Source organism: Pseudomonas sp. fls2-241-R2A-110 (assembly GCF_030209165.1).
Lineage (GTDB): Bacteria > Pseudomonadota > Gammaproteobacteria > Pseudomonadales > Pseudomonadaceae > Aquipseudomonas.
Map to the genome: position 1 here is coordinate 1 of NZ_JARVSN010000015.1, position 16,647 is coordinate 16,647.

20 protein-coding genes are annotated in these 16,647 nt (G+C 59.4%); 7 read left to right on the forward strand and 13 right to left on the reverse strand.

Going from position 1 to position 16,647, the window contains the following annotated elements; translation table 11 throughout:
- Positions 1 to 143: 143 nt before the first annotated feature.
- Positions 144 to 335: a DUF2188 domain-containing protein gene (locus QRN31_RS12435; RefSeq protein ID WP_285432302.1), complete on the reverse strand. Its 192-nt coding sequence runs from the start codon at positions 333 to 335 to the stop codon at positions 144 to 146.
- A gap of 211 nt (positions 336 to 546) precedes the next feature.
- Between QRN31_RS12435 and QRN31_RS12440 the strand changes: the two genes are divergently transcribed.
- Positions 547 to 909, forward strand: a complete 363-nt coding sequence (locus QRN31_RS12440) for an NUDIX hydrolase (protein ID WP_285432304.1) — start codon at positions 547 to 549, stop codon at positions 907 to 909.
- Between the two features lie 12 nt (positions 910 to 921).
- Here the strand turns inward: QRN31_RS12440 and QRN31_RS12445 are convergent, their stop codons facing one another.
- The 9 genes from QRN31_RS12445 to QRN31_RS12485 form a co-directional block, all read right to left on the reverse strand.
- On the reverse strand, positions 922 to 1,620 hold the full coding sequence (locus QRN31_RS12445; protein ID WP_285432305.1) for an alpha/beta hydrolase: 699 nt from the start codon (positions 1,618 to 1,620) through the stop codon (positions 922 to 924).
- 39 nt (positions 1,621 to 1,659) lie between these two features.
- Complete coding sequence (locus tag QRN31_RS12450) at positions 1,660 to 2,433, reverse strand: 1,6-dihydroxycyclohexa-2,4-diene-1-carboxylate dehydrogenase (protein WP_285432307.1); 774 nt, start codon at positions 2,431 to 2,433, stop codon at positions 1,660 to 1,662.
- 59 nt (positions 2,434 to 2,492) lie between these two features.
- Complete coding sequence (benC, locus tag QRN31_RS12455) at positions 2,493 to 3,506, reverse strand: benzoate 1,2-dioxygenase electron transfer component BenC (RefSeq protein WP_285432309.1); 1,014 nt, start codon at positions 3,504 to 3,506, stop codon at positions 2,493 to 2,495.
- Between the two features lie 10 nt (positions 3,507 to 3,516).
- Positions 3,517 to 4,005, reverse strand: coding sequence for a benzoate 1,2-dioxygenase small subunit (gene benB / locus QRN31_RS12460; protein WP_285432311.1), 489 nt, complete (start codon positions 4,003 to 4,005; stop codon positions 3,517 to 3,519).
- A complete protein-coding gene (gene benA / locus QRN31_RS12465; RefSeq protein WP_285432312.1) occupies positions 4,002 to 5,366 on the reverse strand; it encodes a benzoate 1,2-dioxygenase large subunit in 1,365 nt (454 codons plus the stop codon). Before benA ends, benB begins: the two co-directional genes overlap by 4 nt.
- A gap of 258 nt (positions 5,367 to 5,624) precedes the next feature.
- Positions 5,625 to 6,584, reverse strand: coding sequence for an AraC family transcriptional regulator (locus QRN31_RS12470; protein ID WP_285432314.1), 960 nt, complete (start codon positions 6,582 to 6,584; stop codon positions 5,625 to 5,627).
- A 195-nt stretch (positions 6,585 to 6,779) separates the two neighbouring features.
- Positions 6,780 to 7,709, reverse strand: coding sequence for a catechol 1,2-dioxygenase (catA, locus tag QRN31_RS12475; protein WP_285432316.1), 930 nt, complete (start codon positions 7,707 to 7,709; stop codon positions 6,780 to 6,782).
- Positions 7,710 to 7,760: 51 nt separating this feature from the next.
- Complete coding sequence (gene catC / locus QRN31_RS12480) at positions 7,761 to 8,051, reverse strand: muconolactone Delta-isomerase (protein ID WP_285432318.1); 291 nt, start codon at positions 8,049 to 8,051, stop codon at positions 7,761 to 7,763.
- A gap of 10 nt (positions 8,052 to 8,061) precedes the next feature.
- Positions 8,062 to 9,210 carry a muconate cycloisomerase family protein gene (locus tag QRN31_RS12485; RefSeq protein ID WP_285432334.1) on the reverse strand — a complete coding sequence of 383 codons (1,149 nt, stop codon included), beginning with the start codon at positions 9,208 to 9,210 and terminating at the stop codon, positions 8,062 to 8,064.
- A 127-nt stretch (positions 9,211 to 9,337) separates the two neighbouring features.
- Between QRN31_RS12485 and QRN31_RS12490 the strand changes: the two genes are divergently transcribed.
- Entirely contained in the window at positions 9,338 to 10,222 is an 885-nt protein-coding gene (locus tag QRN31_RS12490; protein ID WP_285432320.1) for a LysR family transcriptional regulator, read from the forward strand.
- On the opposite strand, the gene QRN31_RS12495 is transcribed toward QRN31_RS12490, so the two are convergent.
- From QRN31_RS12495 to QRN31_RS12505, 3 genes are all read right to left on the reverse strand, one after another.
- Positions 10,219 to 10,461, reverse strand: coding sequence for a DUF1652 domain-containing protein (locus tag QRN31_RS12495; RefSeq protein WP_285432322.1), 243 nt, complete (start codon positions 10,459 to 10,461; stop codon positions 10,219 to 10,221). The two genes, QRN31_RS12490 and QRN31_RS12495, sit on opposite strands and share 4 nt — an antisense overlap.
- 119 nt (positions 10,462 to 10,580) lie before the next feature.
- Entirely contained in the window at positions 10,581 to 11,480 is a 900-nt protein-coding gene (locus tag QRN31_RS12500) for a polysaccharide deacetylase family protein (protein ID WP_285432324.1), read from the reverse strand.
- A gap of 148 nt (positions 11,481 to 11,628) precedes the next feature.
- Positions 11,629 to 12,576, reverse strand: a complete 948-nt coding sequence (locus QRN31_RS12505; RefSeq protein WP_285432326.1) for an ABC transporter substrate-binding protein — start codon at positions 12,574 to 12,576, stop codon at positions 11,629 to 11,631.
- 296 nt (positions 12,577 to 12,872) lie between these two features.
- On the opposite strand from QRN31_RS12505, the gene QRN31_RS12510 reads away from it, so the two are divergent.
- The 5 genes from QRN31_RS12510 (at position 12,873) to QRN31_RS12530 (ending at position 16,499) form a co-directional block, all read left to right on the forward strand.
- Positions 12,873 to 13,859: an aliphatic sulfonate ABC transporter substrate-binding protein gene (locus QRN31_RS12510; protein WP_285432327.1), complete on the forward strand. Its 987-nt coding sequence runs from the start codon at positions 12,873 to 12,875 to the stop codon at positions 13,857 to 13,859.
- A 62-nt stretch (positions 13,860 to 13,921) separates the two neighbouring features.
- Positions 13,922 to 14,758, forward strand: coding sequence for an ABC transporter permease (locus QRN31_RS12515; RefSeq protein ID WP_285432328.1), 837 nt, complete (start codon positions 13,922 to 13,924; stop codon positions 14,756 to 14,758).
- Positions 14,759 to 14,761: 3 nt separating this feature from the next.
- Positions 14,762 to 15,475: an ABC transporter ATP-binding protein gene (locus tag QRN31_RS12520; RefSeq protein ID WP_285432331.1), complete on the forward strand. Its 714-nt coding sequence runs from the start codon at positions 14,762 to 14,764 to the stop codon at positions 15,473 to 15,475.
- A 341-nt stretch (positions 15,476 to 15,816) separates the two neighbouring features.
- Positions 15,817 to 16,089, forward strand: a complete 273-nt coding sequence (locus QRN31_RS12525; RefSeq protein ID WP_285432332.1) for a hypothetical protein — start codon at positions 15,817 to 15,819, stop codon at positions 16,087 to 16,089.
- A gap of 182 nt (positions 16,090 to 16,271) precedes the next feature.
- Complete coding sequence (locus QRN31_RS12530; RefSeq protein WP_285432333.1) at positions 16,272 to 16,499, forward strand: DUF6555 family protein; 228 nt, start codon at positions 16,272 to 16,274, stop codon at positions 16,497 to 16,499.
- Positions 16,500 to 16,647: the final 148 nt, after the last annotated feature.

The following is a 16,647-nucleotide window of genomic DNA, read 5'->3' on the forward strand; positions in this document are numbered from 1 at the left end:
TTGGTTACTTGGCGCTCTTCCAAGTGACCCGCCGTCAGGGCGGAACCAATAGTGGTCATGACCGCAGAAACGGATATGCCCCCAACCCCAACACGTTCTTAAGTGAACAGCATTACCCGCTTATCGGGGCTTTGATCCCGGCCTCATTCTGACTTCTGACGTTGAGCCGACCGCGCTCTGTAGGCTGGAAGCGCTGCCGCGAACGCTAGTGCTTCTTCTCGGCTGGCAAATGCACCAAGACGGTCTCCTTTGGTGCATACCCTCCAGGGGCCGTTATTTACGCTGAGTACGTCATAACCATTCATGTGCATTTTATTCAGCATCGGAACGCTCATAGTCACCTCCTTTTAGGCAGTGATACGCCGCCATTGACGGGATTACCTTACACCCGCCCTACGCTCGAGTGCCGACCAGACGTCGCGCCACCGTTTTGTCATTGCGTTGCACTTTTTACCTCCACCAGGGCTCCAACCCTTGAAACACGGGCTCGGGCCTGAATATTGCATTTTTATGACTGTTTTATGACAAGCGGCGGTTTAGTAACAAATGAAAGTACGCGCAACCGTTATTTGCGAGCAGGACCGGCATGTACTCCTGGTGCGTAAGCCCAGGTGTCGCTGGACGCTGCCCGGCGGAAAGGTCGAGCGCGGCGAAACCATTGTCGACGCCGCCACCCGAGAACTTCAGGAAGAAACCGGATTAGGTGTCGACAGCATGCTGTATGTGATGGAGCTGCAAACAGCCAGCACTCGACACCATGTGTATGAGGCGTCCGTCCTCAACCTGGACGAAGCGCGGCCGCAAAACGAAATTATCGATTGCATGTGGTATCCGCTGGACGCGGTGCAGAACCTGAACACAAGCGACGCCATACTCAAAATCGTCAAGGCGTTTCAGCGTCGCTTGTAGTGTTGCCCAGGCCTAGGCTTGGGCCAACGCCGTGGCGGCCTTGTCGATGAACGCGGCAATCTCGGCCGGCATCGAGGCAAGGGATGCATGACTGGCATTCAGGGTCAGGATCTCCCGGGCATTCAGCCGCCCTGCCATCCATTGCTGGTTTTGCGGGGCGATCATCCGGTCATCGCTGGAGACCTGATACCACGACGGTTTGGCCTTCCACGCCACCGTGTTGATGGTGTCGCCGAACGTGCTGGCCAGCGGCGCTTTCTGGGTCAGGCCCATGACCAATCCTTCGGTTGCAGGCAAATCCTGACAGAAACTTTCGTGGTAGAGCTCGGGCTTGACCCACAAGTACCCGTCGCTGTCGGGCGCCAGGTTGGCCGCCGCCACGGGTGGATGCTGCTGGGTAATACTGCCGGGGCTTTCACCGGCGTCCGGGGCGAATGCCGCGATGTACACCAGGCCCACGACGTTCGGTTGATCGCCCGCCTCGGTAATCACTGCGCCGCCGTAGGAGTGCCCCACCAGCAACACGGGCCCCGGCACTTGAGCGACCATCTTGCGGGTGCGCTCCGCGTCGTCGGCCAGGGAGGTCAGCGGCATCTCCACCGCCCGAATCTTCGTGTAACCCTTACGCAACAGATCGGCGATGACCTTATTCCAATGGGCGGCACCGCCCCAGAAACCATGAACCAGCACGACCGTGGGTTTTTCGCTCATCACGGGACTCCTGTTTGTGCGTTGTATTGGTGAGTCGCATCAGCCTTGGTCGCCGCCGCCCACTGGCATGATCATGCCGGTGATGTACGAGGCTTCGTCGCTGGCCAGAAACAGAATAGCGCTTGCCTGCTCATCCAGCGTGCCATAGCGCTTCATCAAACTGCTGTCGAGCGTCTGGTCGACAATCTGCTGATACCACACCTGTTCCTCGGCGCTCTGTTGCGCGCTGTTGCGCGGAATCACCCGTGGTGGTGCTTCGGTGCCGCCCGGTGCCGTCGCGTTGACCCGCACGCCACGACCGGCGGTTTCGAACGCCAGGCAAGCGGTCAGCGCATTCACCCCGCCCTTCGCCGCGCCGTACGGCACGCGATTGATGCTGCGAGTGGCTATGGACGACACGTTGACGATGGCGCCGCTGCCTTGTTCAAGCATGAACGGCAGCGCGGCGTGACAGCACCATAACGTCGGGAACAGCGAGCGGCGCACTTCAGCTTCAATCTGCTGTGCTTCGTAGTGCTCGAACGGCTTGGCCCAAATCGTCCCGCCGACATTGTTGACCAGCACGTCGAGACGTCCAAAGCGCTCGACGGCAGTGCGCATCACGCGGCTGCATTCCTCGTATTGTTCGAGATCGGCTGTCAGCGCGAGCACCTGGCAGGTCTGCCCCAGTTGTTGCTGCACCTCGAACACCAGATCCGAGCGGTCCACCAGAATCAGTCGCGCACCTTCGGCGGCCATGCGCTCGGCCACGCGCCGGCCAATGCCTTGCGCAGCGCCGGTGATCAGCGCGATTTTTTCGTGAAATCTGTTCATGTCTACCTCATGGAAAAACACTGACCTGCGGGAGCGGCGCTGTCCCTGCAATGCCTGACTCAAGCCGCGCTGGCGGCGAATTTCTCGTAGTAGAAGTTCGCTGGCGCGACGCCTTGCTCGCGAATGAACTGACTGACCGCCTCGACCATCGGCGGTGGACCGCACAGGTAGACGTCGACGTCGCCATCGTTCAAATGCCGTGGCTCGATGTGCTGGGTGACGTAGCCCTTGAGCGGGTGCTGGCTGTCGGGGTTGGCAACACAGGCACTGAAGCTGAAATTGGGGATTCGCGCGGCAAAGGCTTCGAGTCGGTCGAGTTCCACCAGGTCGAAATCGTTGGTCACGCCGTAGATCAGATGCAGCGGGTACTCACTGCCCTGCTCGGCAATTTTCTCCAGCATGGCGGTGAACGGAGCCAGACCGGTGCCGCCTGCCAACAGCAACAACGGCCGGCGGATATCGCGCAGATAGAAACTGCCCAACGGTCCGGCCAGACGCATGCTGTCCCCCGCCTTGGCCATGCCGGTGAGGAAGCTGCTCATCAAGCCGCCGGGCACGTTGCGGATCAGGAAACTGACCTCGCCGTCGCGCTGCAACGAGCTGAACGAATACGCGCGGGTCTGCTCGCTGCCCGGGATACCAAGGTTGACGTATTGCCCGGGCAGGAACGCCAGTTTGCTCAAGGCTTCGCCCTTGATCGACAGCGCGATGGTGCTGTCAGACAGCTGCCGCACGGCGCTGATCGTGGCGTCGTAACTGGCCTGCTGGGTCCGGCACACCTGCGATGATGTCGGCACGCGCACCACGCAATCGCTCTGGGCGCGCATCTGGCAGGTCAGGACAAAACCTTGTGCGGCTTCTTCGGCGCTGAGCGCGTCTTCGATGTATTCCTCGCCCAAGTCATAACGACCGGCTTCGGCGAAGCATTTGCACGTGCCGCAGGCGCCGTCGCGGCAATCCAGCGGAATGTTGATGCCCTGGCGATACGCGGCATCGGCCACGGTTTCGCCGACATTGGCGTCGATGAACCGGGTGACGCCGTCTTCGAAATTGAATGCGATGGAATGAGTCATGACGGTCGCCTCACAGGTGGTAGACATCGATGACCTGGCGAACGTAATCGTTCTTCAGGATCACTTTCTTGGCCTTGATCAGCGGGTTTTCACCGCGCACATCGAGGGTGTAGAAACTGCTGCCGAAATAGCTGTCGACGGTCTTGTAGCGAAAGCTCAGGGTGTGCCAGTTGAAGCGCACCTTGCACAGTCCGTCGGCCTGTTCGAGCAGCTCGATGTTGCTCAGGTTGTGCGAGGTCCGGGTGTCCGGAATGCTCGCGCTGGAGCGCTCGGTCTTGATGCGGAAGATGCGGTCTTCCAGGCCGGTGCGATTGCCGTACCAGATCAGCGAAATCTCGCGCTGCGGGTCTTCGGTCAACTCGTCGTTATCGTCCCAGGACGGCATCCAGAACGAGGCATCGACGGCGTACATTTCCAGCCAGTCGTCCCACTGCTTGTCGTCGAGGTAGCGCGCTTCGCGGTAGAGAAAATCGCGCACGGCGTCATAGGTGATGGTCATTGCACGGCCTCCACAGCGATCAATTCGGACTGTTCAGCAGCCAGGGCCTTGAGCATGGTTTGCTGCCAATACTTGTGTTGCAGCACGAACAGGCCTTCGTCTTCGGTGCGCACGCCGCTGAGCAGCGGATGCAAGTCGATCTCTTTGGCCGCCTCATCGGCGCCCTCGACCCAGTGCTCGGCGCCACGGGACATGTCGTTCCAGGTGGTGACGCTGCCCTGATAACTGGTCTGGCAGGAGCGAAACTCTTCCAGATCGTCCGGGGTGGCCATGCCGCTGACGTTGAAGAAATCCTCGTACTGACGAATCCGGCTCGAACGTGCGTGGTCGCTTTCACCTTTGGGGGCGATGCAGTAAATGGTGATTTCCGTGCGGTTGACCGAGATCGGCCGGGCGATGCGGATCTGCGAGCTGAACTGGTCCATCAGGTACACGTTGGGGTACAGGCACAGGTTGCGCGAGTTCTCGATCATCCAGTCGGCACGGGCCTTGCCGAAGTCACGGGCCAGCTCGTCGCGGCGCTCGTACAGTGGACGGTCCTCGGGGTTGGACCAGCGGGTCCAGAGCAGCATGTGACCCTTGTCGAAGGAGTAGAAACCACCTCCCTGCTTGGCCCAGGTGCCAGCGCTCATGGTCGGATTGGCGTCACCGGCCTCGCGCTGTTTGCGCTGGTTCTGGGTGGCGGCGTAGTTCCAGTGCACGGAGCTGACGTGATAACCGTCGGCGCCGTTTTCAGCGGTGAGCTTCCAGTTGCCTTCGTAGATGTAGGTGGAAGATCCGCGCAGCACTTCCAGGCCGTCGGTGGACTGGTCGACAATCATGTCGATGATCTTGGCCGACTCGCCCAAGTGTTCAACCAGCGGCACCACGTCGGCCTTGAGGCTGCCAAAGAGGAAGCCACGATAGGATTCAAAACGCGCGACTTTGGTCAGGTCGTGGGAGCCTTCGCAGTTGAAACTCGCCGGGTAGCCCGCCGCTGCCGGGTCTTTGACCTTGAGCAGCTTGCCGGAGTTGTTGAAGGTCCAACCGTGGAACGGGCAGGTGTAGGAGCTTTTGTTGCCGGTCTTGTGCCGGCACAGCGTCGCACCGCGATGGCTGCAGGCATTGATGAACGCGTTGAGCACGCCGTCCTTGTTGCGGGCAATGAAGACCGACTGGCGCCCCATGGTGGTGGTGTAGAAATCGTTGATGTTGGGGATCTGGCTTTCGTGCGCCAGGTACAGCCAGTTGCCTTCGAAGATGTGTTCCATCTCCAGATCGAACAAACGCGGGTCGGTGAACATCTCACGCTTGCAGCGGTAGATGCCCTGCTCTTTGTCATCTTCAAGCAGGGAGTGAAGGTATTCGGGTCGCAGGGACATGGCCGCCGCCTCCATTGTTTTTATTCAGGCAGGGCCATGCTAGGACGCAGGGATGGGACGGACTATCCGCTGGGTGCAGACCTGTATCCGTTTACTGCAATGGGGGGATGTTCATGATCGTTTTGATTATGATCGTTCCCACGCTCTGCGTGGGAATGCAGCCCGGGACGCTCTGCGTCCCAAGAGCGGACGCAGAGCGTCCATTGAGGCATTCCCACGCAGAGCGTGGGAACTATCAAGAGAAAAGAATTCAGGGGTTCAGTATCGGCGCTTGAGGGTGTCGGAGGGCAGTTCGCCGAACTGTTTACGGTAGCTGTCGGAGAACCGTCCCAGGTGCAGGAAGCCGTAATCCATGGCCACTTCCGTGACGTTGCGCACGTTGCAGGTCGGGTCGCTCAGGCACAGGTTGATGCGCTCGAGCTTCTTCTGCCGGATGTAGTTTTTCGGTGAGGTGCCGGCATTGCGCTCGAACAATCCGTACAGCGAACGCAGGCTCATTTGCGCCTGGCGCGCCAGCTCTTCGCTGTCGATGTCTTGTTTGAGATGGCGTGCGATGTAATCGGCAATCACTTCGAACGTGGCCGACGGCGAGCCGAGGCTGCTGCGCATGACGTTGGTCTTCATCAGGCTCAGCATCTTGCTGACAATGATCTGCGCGTAGTGCTCTTGCACCCGGGGAATCTGCTCGGTGGCTTCGGCTTCCTGGCAAATCATCGCCAGCAGACTGACGAACCCTTCCAGCTCATTGAGCTGATAACGGTTCTCCAGAAACCTCACACCCTGCCCCGGATAGCGCCAGCGCTGCTCCTCGCACACTGCCTCAAACAGGCGAGTGGGCACTTTGAGGATGAATTTCTCGCAATCGTCGGAGTACGTCAGGTCGACCGGATCGTCAGGATTGATCAGCAGCAATTCACCCGGCGCAAAGTAGTGTTCCTGACCGTGACCACGCCACAGACAGTTGCCGCGCAGCAACACTTGCAGGTGATAAATGCTTTCGAGCGCGCCCGAAGTGACCCGAACGCTGGCGCCGTAGCTGATGCGGCACAGGTCGAGGCTGGCGAATTTACGGTGATCCAGGCTGGCCAGTGGCTGGCCGACCCTGGGCATCAGGATGCAATGGTTGCCGACATGCTGATTGACGTAACCCGACACTGCGTAAGGGTCGGCGTGGTCGAAAATTCTGCTGCGCTGACTCAACAGTTGCGCGTGCATCATCGGGCTGCTCTCGTTGTTGTTATCGATTGCGTCGGGCCATTCTAGAACAGTGTGTCAGGAGCTTGAGATATTTCCGGCGAGCTGCACAAACCCTTGTGGGAGCGAGCTTGCTCGCTATGACGGAGTGCCAGTCAACATCAATATTGAATGTTAAACCGCTATCGCGAGCAAGCTCACTCCCACAGGATTGCGCAATCAGTCCTCGAGTGCGCGAACCCGTTCCATACGCTGCTGCTCTTGCGGTTGGGCGGATGATTGCAGCGTGAAATCGAAGTCGATTTCAGCAAACCGGCCGCTGACGCCATGCGCCGCCGCTCGTTGCGGGTCGTCGCTGAAGGTGATGTGGGCAATCAGCTCGTCGCGCGTGGCGTAGGCGAAATCGTCGTGCAGGTACTTATCACCGTCGAGGTTGATCTGGGTGGTCAGGTGACGATGATCCGGCGCAGAGATGAAGAAGTGAATGTGCGCCGGACGCTGGCCATGACGGCCCAGTTGATCGAGCAATTGCTGGGTCGGACCGTCCGGCGGGCAGCCATAACCCGACGGCACGATGCTGCGGAAACGATAACGACCCTCGGCATCGGTAACGATACGGCGACGCAGGTTGAACTCGGACTGGGTGGTGTCGAAGTATGAATACGTGCCGCCCGTGTTGGCGTGCCAGACATCCACCACCGCGCCGGCCAATGGCTCGCCAGCGGTGTTGCGCACCTGGCCCTGCATGAACAGGACCACGCCCGGGTCGACGCCATCATCGAGTCGCGCTTCGCCTTCAGACAGCGGCGCACCTGCCACATACAGTGGGCCTTCGATGGTCCGCGGGGTGCCACCGGCCTTGCCGGCCTGCTCGTCTTCGGCGTCCATCAGCAGGTCCAGGTAATGTTCCAGACCAAGCCCGGCCACCAGCAATCCGGCTTCCTGACGCGCGCCCAGCACGTTCAAGTAATTGACCGCTTTCCAGAATTCTTCCGGGGTCACGGCCAGGTCTTCGATGATGTTCACCGAATCACGCAAGATGCGATAAACCAATTCTTTGGCCCGTGGGTTACCGGCCTCGTTAAGCAAGCCGCTGGCGTCTTCAAGAAACTTCTGGGCGCTGGCAGTGTGGGAAATCTTCACGTTCATGGGGGATCCTCATCTTGTAATTATTGGCGTAGCAAACCGAGCAGGCTGGGCTCAGCGGTCATCGTCTCGAATGGAAGAAGGATGTCGGCACATCGCGTCGACCTCGATCGCCATGTACGGGAACAGCGGCAATTGCATCAGCAGGTCGTGCAGCTCCTGGACACTGTCGACGTCGAACACGCTGTAATTGGCATAGTGCCCGGCGATGCGCCACAGGTGACGCCATTTGCCTTGTTCCTGCAGGCGTTGGGCCAGGGCTTTTTCGTCGGATTTCAGCTTGGCCGCCGCTTCCGGATTCATGTCGACCGGCAGATTCACGGTCATTTTGACGTGGAACAACATGATGCTCTCCTCAGGCTTGATGAATGGAAGTGGATGTCTTGTCGCGACGGAAAAACGCCAGGCGTTCTTCATCCAGACTCAGGCCCAGGCCCGGCGTGTTCGGCACATGCAGCTCGAAATCGCGGTAGACCAGCGGCTCGCTGAGTATGTCTTCGGTCAATAGCAACGGGCCGAACAATTCAGTGTCCCAGGCCAGTTTATTCAAAGTGACAAAGGCGTGGGCCGAGGCCAGCGTGCCGATGCCTCCTTCCAGCATAGTGCCGCCGTACAGGCCGATACCGGCGGCTTCGGCGATGGCGGCTGTGCGCAATACAGCACGTGGCCCGCCGTTCTTGGCGATTTTCAAGGCAAACACTGACGCAGCACCGTCACGTGCCAGATTGAAGGCGTCTTCTACGCATTCGATGGATTCATCGGCCATGATCGGCGCCGGGCTCATGGCATTCAGGCGCACCATGCCGGCGCGATTATTGCGCGAGATCGGTTGCTCGATCAGGTCGATGCCGTTGCTGCCCAGAATCCGGCAGGCGCGCAAGGCGACCGCTTCGTCCCAGGCCTGATTGACATCGACCCGCACGCTGGCGCGATCGCCCAGGGCTTTTTTGATAGCAATGACGTGGGCCAGGTCGCGATTGACTTCGCCGGCCCCGATTTTCAATTTGAAAATGCGGTGGCGACGCAGGTCGAGCATTTTTTCCGCTTCGGCGATGTCCTTGTCGGTGTCGCCGCTGGCCAGGGTCCAGGCCACGGGCAGCGCGTCACGAACGCGACCGCCAAGCAACTCGCTGACCGGCAGGCCAAGGCGCTTGCCCTGGGCGTCGAGCAACGCCGTTTCGATACCTGACTTGGCGAAAGTGTTGCCACGAATGCTGCGCTCCAGGCGCAACATGGCGGCGTTCACATTGGCGCTGTCCTGACCGATCAGCAGGGGCGCAAAGTGCGTGTCGATGTTGGTCTTGATACTGTCCGGGCTTTCATTGCCATACGCCAGGCCACCGATGGTGGTGGACTCGCCGATCCCTTCAACGCCGTCGGCGCAGCGCACACGGATGATCACCAGGGTCTGGTGCTGCATGGTGTGCATGGCCAGTTTGTGCGGGCGGATGGTCGGCAGATCGACGATGATCGTCTCGATCGATTCAATGGCTGTTGCACGCATTTCGATACCCGTCAGGTTCTTGAAGTTCTGGAACGGATTCTCATACGGCTTTTTGCTGGCGGCCAATATAGAATTGGTCTGGCTCGATACCTTAAAGGTATTCAACTAATCAATGCCTGGAGGCCCCATGGAACTGCGTCACCTGCGCTATTTTCAGGTGTTGGCTCAAACCCTCAACTTCACCCGCGCCGCCGAACTGCTGCACATTGCCCAGCCGCCCCTGAGCCGGCAGATCCAGCAGCTGGAAGACGAACTCGGGGTGTTATTGCTCGAGCGTGGCCGTCCGCTGAAGCTGACCGATGCCGGGCGTTTCTTCCATGAGCATTCCAGTGCCTTGCTCGAACAACTGGCCAAGACGTGCGACAACACGCGACGCATCGGCCTGGGGGAAAAGACCTGGCTGGGCATCGGTTTTGCCCCGTCGACGTTGTACGGCGTGCTGCCGGAACTGATTCGCCGGTTGCGCAGCGGCGAACCCCTGGAGCTTGAGCTGGGGCTGTCGGAAATGACCACCCTGCAACAGGTGCAGGCGCTCAAGGCCGGGCGCATCGACATCGGTTTCGGGCGGATTCGCATCGATGACCCGGCGATCATTCAAACCGTGTTGACTGAAGACCGCCTGGTCGCCGCCCTGCCCGCCGGCCATCCGCTGCTGGCCGGGCCGATCAGCCTTCGCGAACTGGCCAAGGAACCCTTTGTGCTTTACCCCGGCAACCCCCGCCCCAGCTATGCCGATCATGTGATTGCGCTGTTTGAGTCCTATGGCGTGAGCATCCACGTGGCGCAATGGACCAACGAGCTGCAAACAGCGATCGGGCTGGTCGGTGCGGGAATCGGGGTCACGCTGGTGCCGGCCTCGGTGCAGTTATTGCACCGCGACGACATTGGCTTCACCCCGTTGCTGGAAGACAACGCGACCTCGCCGATCATCCTCAGCCGACGCGTGGGCGATGTGACGCCGGGGTTGAATCATTGTTTGAAGATGATTGATGAATTGCTGCCCCGGGACTAACCGGCGAAGGCCCGGCGTCCGGCGCGCATCTCGGTGCGCAACTCGCCAACGAAGTCAGAAATCGCGCGGATGCTGGTCAGTTGCGCCGGCGAGACGCAAGGGATCAGCAAGTCGATACGCCCGGTTGCCGGGTCGTAGACCTTGACCCGCAGCAATCCGTTGGGATTTAAGGTGCATTCGCAGGCAAGCGGCGCAAAACCGGACTCCACAATGCTGCAAAGGACTGAAATGGGCACCATGACAAACGCCTCCGTGGCTGATGATCAAATTCAACTCGATCAGCATAGACCCTCTTTCACGCGCCTGCGCCAGCGACCACCCACACGAAGTGTTAGCGGCTTCTCGTTCTGGCGAAGTTTTAGTGCGAGTCGCCATCCCAGATCCAGTTCCAGATTCCCGGCAGTTTCACGGCCTGGGAACTGTCGGTAACGGTGCGCGCCATGGCCGCCCGTTGCAGCGCCGCGGTGTCGTCATAAAACGGCTTCTGCGCCAACGGCACACCGGTGGCATTGGCACTGTCGAGCAGGATTTGCAGGTATTCGCGGGTATGCCGGGCGGTATATCGATTCAGGTCATGGAACGTCACCACCACCGGAATCACACCGTCCACCGTCGGCAATTCGCCCCGGGCAATCCGTTCCCGTACCTCGGACAGTTGGCGCAGCATGTTCGCCCGGCGCCGTGGGCTGGCATTGAAGCCCCAGATCTTGCCGTCATTGGCGCTCAGGTCGGTCAGCAACACGTGCATCCCGTGGCGCTGGTAGGCCGCGAACACACGTTTGTCGTAGTTCCAGAATGGCGGACGCACCAGGGTCGGCGGCGCGCCGGTGATCGCGGCAATGTCAGCACTGCCTTTACTCAGAGACTGCTCCAACTGTTCGGGAGTCAACGAACGGTGATTGGTGTGTGAATGGGTCGCGGTGTGGAAGCCCAGCACATGCCCTTCCGCTTGTTCGCGGTGCATGACGCCACGGCCGATGTCGCTGTCGCCGGCCCGAGGCGCGCCGGTCTGGACGAAAAACACCGCTTTGATCCCGGGCAGCACCGGGTTCTGGGCGAGGCTGTCGAGCACGGTCATGCTCGGGTTCCAGAAACTCGATGCACTGGGACCGTCGTCGAACGTCACCAGGAAGCGGATCGGCGCCTGATCGCGCAGACGCTGCTCGGTCTGCGGGGTCAGTTCGATGGGTGAAGCGATGCAGCCAACCAGCCCGACAGCGAGGGTGAGTGCGCAGAAAACCTTGAACAGCTGTTTCATGTTTTGCCTTGGGGCCAGACCGTCACGGTCATCACGTTAATTGGCAAAAACCCTTCGCCCATTCATCCATTGTCGGCCCGCAGGTGGCTGCAGGCCGAGGTTGGATCAGGGTACACAGTGTTTGGTTCCAGCGCTCACCCGCGTTGGTCTACTGCGTCAGTGACTGCTGGAACGTGTGGTCGATAATCGGCGAGGTGGCCAATGCCGTGGGCAGCGCCTTGACCTTGAACAGGAAGTCCGCCGTGCTCTGCAGGTCCGTGGCGGCCTGAGCATCCACCGGGCCAACGGTCATGTGTGCCTGACGCAACCAATGGCGGGACACGTTCTGGTCGAGGTTGGCCTTTTTCGCCCACAGGTCGGCATATTCGTCCGTGTGGTTGTCGACCCAGGCCCGAGCTTTTTTCAGGCGCACGAGGAAGTCGGCAATGGCTTCGCGCTTGCTCTCAATCGACGGCGTCGATGCTGCAATCGCGCTCAGGCCGGGCATGAGGTTTTTCGCCGTGAGAATCGGCCGAGCGCCGGAAAACAGAATCTGCTGGGAAATGTAGGGTTCCCACACCGGGAACGCATCGATGCTGCCCTGTGGCAACGCGGCAGCGGCGTCGATGGGCATCAGTTTGATGAAGTCGACGTAGTCTTCCGGTAGATCAGCTTTCTCCAGTGCGCGCAGGGTCAGTTGCTGGCTCCAGGCGCCAGGCCAGTAAGCGACTTTTTTACCCTTGAGGTCAGCGATGGTTTTGACCGGTGAATCCTTGGGCACCAGCAAGGCGATGGTGTCGGGGTTCTGCCGTGAGACACCGATCAATTTCACTGGCGCCTGTTTGGCGGCCAGGAACAGGAAGCCGGAATCGCCGAGAAAACCCACATCCAGCGCACCGGTACTTAGGGCTTCAGCCAGCGGCGCGGCGGCCTGGAAGTGTTTCCAGTCGACAGTATAGGACGCGCCTTCCAGCACACCCGATGCCTCCACCGAGGCGCGAACGTTGTAGTAGTTCTGATCACCGACGTGCAAAACGACGGGTTCTGCGGCGTAACACAGTGGCGCGGCAAACAAGGCGCTGGTCAGCAGACCACGCACGAATCGGGACAGGTTCATCGAAGGCTCCAGAGACGATATTTTTATAGACCCTAACGCTCTTAAAGCAGCCTTTGTAAATTCGATTTCAGCATAAGCTCATGACCGGAAACAGGCAGTGTTCGCCCAGCAACAGCAAGCCAACAGACTGCTTTCAACGCGACATTCCCAAACCTCGCCCGCCCCGCCAATCTCCCGAAAAACCTGCGATTTCCTGACATGGCACAGAGCCTGCAATATTCCTTTTATGCAGGAAGCAGCCGTAAGAAATAATTTTCTGAACATAAGAATCTCGTCGCCTTGCCCGGAGCCGCTCCATGAAACCGACCTTCCGCTTTCCCAACGTCAGGTACTTGCTCAGCGCCTGCGCACTGGCCCTGAGCCTGCAACCCGTGGCACAGGCAGCCGAAACACCACCGGCCGAAGTGCATCTGGATTACGCCTATTACTCACCGGTGAGCCTGGTCCTCAAACACTTCGGTTTCCTTGAGCAGGCCCTGCCGCAGACCAAGGTCAGCTGGGTGTTGAGCCAGGGCAGCAACCGCTCGCTGGAATACCTCAACAGCGGCGGCGTCGACTTCGCTTCATCCGCCAGCCTGGCCGCCGTGCTCAGCCGCGCCAACGGCAGCCCGATCAAATCGGTCTACGTCTACAGCCGCGCCGAATGGACCGCGTTGGTGGTGCGCAAGGATTCCCCGTACAAAACCGTGGCCGACCTCAAAGGCAAGAAAGTCGCTGCGACCAAAGGCACCGACCCGTACCTGTTTACCTTGCGCAGCCTGCAACAGGCCGGCCTGACCAAGGACGATGTCGAACTGGTGCACTTGCAGCACCCGGACGGTCGCACTGCGCTGGAGAAAGGTGACGTCGACGCCTGGGCCGGCCTGGATCCGCACATGGCCGCCAGTGAAGTCCAGGCCGGTTCGCGCCTGCTGTATCGCAACACGAATTTCAACAGCTACGGCGTGGTCAGCGTCACCGACACCTATGCCAAAGAACACCCGCACACCATCGAAACCGTCCTCAGTGCCTATGAAAAGGCCCGTGAATGGGCGGTGAAAAACCCGGACGAACTGGCGCAATTGCTCGCCAGCGAATCCGGGCTGCCATTGGAAGTGGCCAAGCTGCAACTGTCGCGCACCGACCTGAGCAGCCCGCAATTGACCGCCAAGGATGTCCTCGCGTCGAAGGCTGCCGCGCCGATTCTGGTCTCTGAAGAACTGGTTCGTCGCGGGGTCAATGTCGACCAGGTCATCGATCAGTTGATCGACACCGGTTTCAAGGAAACCGTAGCGCGTCAGTAACGATCGCCACCGTTGAAACCGAATCCGCGCCCGCTGCGGATTCGTCGTGACTGGAGAACCCCATGACCAGCAAAAGCAATAACCTGCCCGCCCCTCTGGCATTGCCTGCACCCCGTCGCCTGAGCACTGCCTGGCAACTGCGCCTCAAGGGCCTGGCGCTGCCGGTGCTGATCATCCTGCTACTGGAATGGGTCGTGCGCATCGGCTGGTTGCCGTCCTATCAAATGCCGGCGCCGAGCGAGGTCGCGTTGACCCTTGGCGATCTGGCCGAGGGTGCGTTGTGGAAACACATCAGTGCCAGCCTGCTACGAGTGCTGCTGGGCTTCGCCATTGGCGCCAGCCTGGCTTTGGTGTTCGCCGCGTGGGTCGGTTTGAGCCGCGAAGCCGAGGCCTACCTGGAACCGACGTTCGCCGGTTTGCGCTCGATTCCGAGCCTGGCCTGGGTGCCGCTCTTGCTGTTGTGGCTGGGTATCGACGAGACCTCGAAAATCGTCCTGATCGCCATCGGCGCGTTCTTTCCGGTGTACCTCAACGGCGTCGCGGCGATTCGCGACATTGATCGCAAACTGGTGGAAGTCGGCCAGATGTACGGCTTCAGCCGCCGTCGCCTGGTCCGGCGGATCCTGTTGCCCGCCGCCCTGCCCGGCCTGTTCACCGGGTTGCGCAGCGGCATGAGCCTGGCCTGGATGTTTCTGGTGGCCGCCGAACTGATCGCCGCGACCAAAGGCCTGGGTTATCTGCTCAGTGACGGTCGCGAGACGTCACGCCCGGACATCGTCCTGGCCGCGATCATCGTATTGGCGCTGCTGGGCAAGCTGAGCGACGGCATTCTCGCCGCACTGGAAAAACGCTTCCTGGCCTGGCGCGATACTTTCAACGGCCAAAGCGCAGAGGATTGAGCCATGCCTGAACACCTTTTGGACATTCGCGTCGAACGCAAAACCTTCGCCGCCACCACCGTCCTCAAAAACATCCACTTGCAGTTGCAGCCCCGAGAAACCGTCAGCCTGCTCGGCCCTAGCGGTTGCGGTAAAAGCACCTTGCTGCGGATCGTCGCCGGCCTGGAAAAAGACTTTCACGGCGAGTTGCGCAACACCGCAGGGGAAGTCGCCTTCGTGTTTCAGGAACCCCGGCTAATGCCGTGGCTGACGGTCGAACAAAACATTGGCTTCAGCGCCGACAGCCATTACGACAAGGCCTGGGTCGCGCAATTGATTGAAGAAGTCGGCCTCGGCGGATTCGCGCAGGCACTGCCAAAAGCTTTGTCCGGAGGCATGGCGCAACGGGTGGCGATTGCGCGAGGTCTCTACTCGAGACCGCAGGTTTTGCTCCTGGATGAGCCTTTCAGCGCCGTGGACGCGTTCACTCGGATGAAACTCCAGGACTTGCTGCTGCAACTGGCCGAACGTCACGCCATCGCCCTGCTACTGGTGACTCACGATGTCGATGAAGCCTTGTACCTCAGCGACCGGGTCTTGGTGATGGACAACCGCCCCAGCAGCATTCGTCAGGAGCTGGCCGTGGAACTGACGCATCCGCGTGATCGGCGAGACCCGCTGCTGGCGCGTTTGAAGGCGTTGTCGTTGACCGAGTTGCAGCGTGCCCATGTGATTTGAAGGCTGAGCGGTCCCTTGCATGTCAGGAATCAGGACAAGGTGTTGATTAATAAACTTGTTTTGAAGTCGATGGAACAGACAGACCTGTCTATACAACAGTTCTAGAAGCAATGTTATTGAACGACAGTATCGTTACAACAAGTGTTTCACATTTGAAGCGCTTGCCCCTGCGCGACATATAGAAGGTGTTCACCGCCTGTCTGACACTTTCAACGCCTTACATACATTTAATAACACTACCGATAGCATGCGCGCCGCACTTCCCCTTGCCACAACCAGTTGACCAAAGAGTCAACAAACAAGGAAATCCCTAATATTAACAAGCCTTGTAGAGAACCCCGTTGCGCGACGATCTTGCCATTAACCAAGTTTTGGGTCTGGAGTGTGTGTATCTGTCGCTGACAGAACGCTATCAACTCGACTGTTTCATCGGGCAGTACATAAGCACCCGAAACCTTCACTCAGTTCCAAATATCAGTGACATCCTTCGTTCAACCCTCGAAGCCTATTGCGCCACGCCACCAGTCATGGTCAACGAATTGAATGCATGGATCGACAGAACATTGGGCTATCGGGCGTTTCATCCCGATTTTGCGCCACTGGACGATCTTTGAATGAATGTTCATTTGACTGACAATTAAACTGAACGAACGCGACATCGTTGCACTCTGAAGAACAGGCCCATCAGGGCCTGTTTTTTTCAGCCCTCAACACTACACGGCACGTTTGCCGCAGACGCCTTGAGTTCTCAATTCGACTTCTGCGCCAGAGCCCTGGCGGACATCAAAAGGAACACATGAGCGAACTCGTTCCCTATGCCGTGCACTATTTACTCGACGGCGTTCGTCAGCACTTTTTCAAACTGGCCGAGCAGTTCTCGGATGTGGATGCGATCCATTCAGCCTCCGCTCATGCTTATCCGCACGGTGACCAAAAGATCGCGACACATGCCACGCTTGAAGTTGCACGCTTGAAAGCCCAGCAACTGGGCATTACGCATGTACGCTGGAATGAAGCGATTTGACTGGCTGAACCTGCACTCATGAAAAAGCCCCGCTCTTAGGCGTAATGCTGTTCAGATAGTTTTGGGGTTGGGTACATATCCGTTTCTGCGGGCATGGCGACTATTGGTTCCGCCCTGACGGCGGGTCACTTGGAGAAGCGCCAAGTAA